The 1,219-nt window shown below is 64.5% G+C and carries 1 protein-coding gene; it reads right to left on the minus strand.

The genetic code is table 11. The features are described from left to right. A protein-coding gene (locus tag AWC25_RS00695) for an IS3 family transposase (protein WP_142278645.1) occupies window positions 1–1,149 on the minus strand; the annotation gives its coding sequence in 2 pieces (ribosomal slippage) (window positions 1–862 and window positions 865–1,149; 1,147 coding nt annotated over the 2 pieces). This gene is flagged as partial in the annotation. Window positions 1,150–1,219 lie beyond the last annotated feature (70 nt).

Here is a 1,219-nt window from a genome sequence, read left to right on the forward strand (position 1 = left end):
CCGGTGTGGTCATGATTGCTTCGTATTCGATGGGGGTCAACCGTCCGAGGGTGAGTTGGCGTCGGCGGCGGTGGTAGGTGCGTTCGATCCAGGTGACGATCGCGATGCGCAGCTGTTCGCGGGTTTCCCACCGGCGCCGGTTCAGGACGTTCTTTTGCAGCAGGCTGAAGAAGCTCTCCATGGCGGCGTTGTCACCGGCCGCCCCGACGCGACCCATGGATCCGACCATGTCGTGACGGCCTAGCGCGTGAACAAATCGACGGCTGCGAAATTGACTGCCCCTGTCGCTGTGCAGAATGCAGCCGGCGACCTCGCCGCGGCGGGCGACCGCGCTGGCCAGTGCCTGGGTGGCCAGTCGTGATTTCATCCGCGAGTCGATCGAATAGCCCACGATCCGGTTGGAGAACACGTCCTTGATCGCGCACACGTACAGCTTGCCCTCGCTGGTGCGATGCTCGGTAATATCGGCCAGCCACAACGTATTTGGCGCATCAGCGGTGAAGCGGCGACCGACCAGGTCATCGTGGATCGGCGGGCCAACCTTGCCGTTCTTGCCGCGCCGGCGTTTGCCGAACGCACTCCACCAACCGTTGTCGGCGCAGATCCGCCACGCAGTGCGTTCAGCCATCGGATGCCCGGCGTCGCGGGCTTCTTCGACCAGGAATCGGTAGCCGAACTCCGGGTCGTCGCGGTGTGCGTCGAACAACGCATTGGCTCGATGCGCCTCAACATGTTCGGCGGCGGTGATCGGATCGGCCAGCCAGCGGTAGTAGGGCTGGCGGGCGAGCTTGAGGACCCGGCACGTCACCGCGACGGGAATCCCGTTGGCGGCGAGCTCTTTCACGAGCGGGTAGAGCCTTTTCCCGGCAGATTGGACTGCGATAAATACGCCGCGGCCCGGCGAAGCACCTCATTTTCCTGCTCCAACAACCGATTCCGCCGGCGCAGCTCCCGCAACTCCGCGGACTCGCTCGTCGAGGTGCCAGGCCGCGAACCGTCATCGACCGCGGCTCGGCGCATCCATTTCGACAACGTGATCGGGTGAACCCCGAAATCAGCGGCGATCTGCTCGAGCGTCACCCCCTGATCGCGATTGCGGGCAACCCGCACGACGTCGTCGCGAAACTCCTGGGGATAGGGCCGTGCCATGGTGACATCCTTCCAGCCCGCCCACGTTGGGCAAGCCATCTCAGTTGTCACCTATCCGTGCAGCAGACCC

It is taken from the genome of Mycobacterium sherrisii, assembly GCF_002102355.1.
GTDB lineage: Bacteria > Actinomycetota > Actinomycetes > Mycobacteriales > Mycobacteriaceae > Mycobacterium > Mycobacterium sherrisii.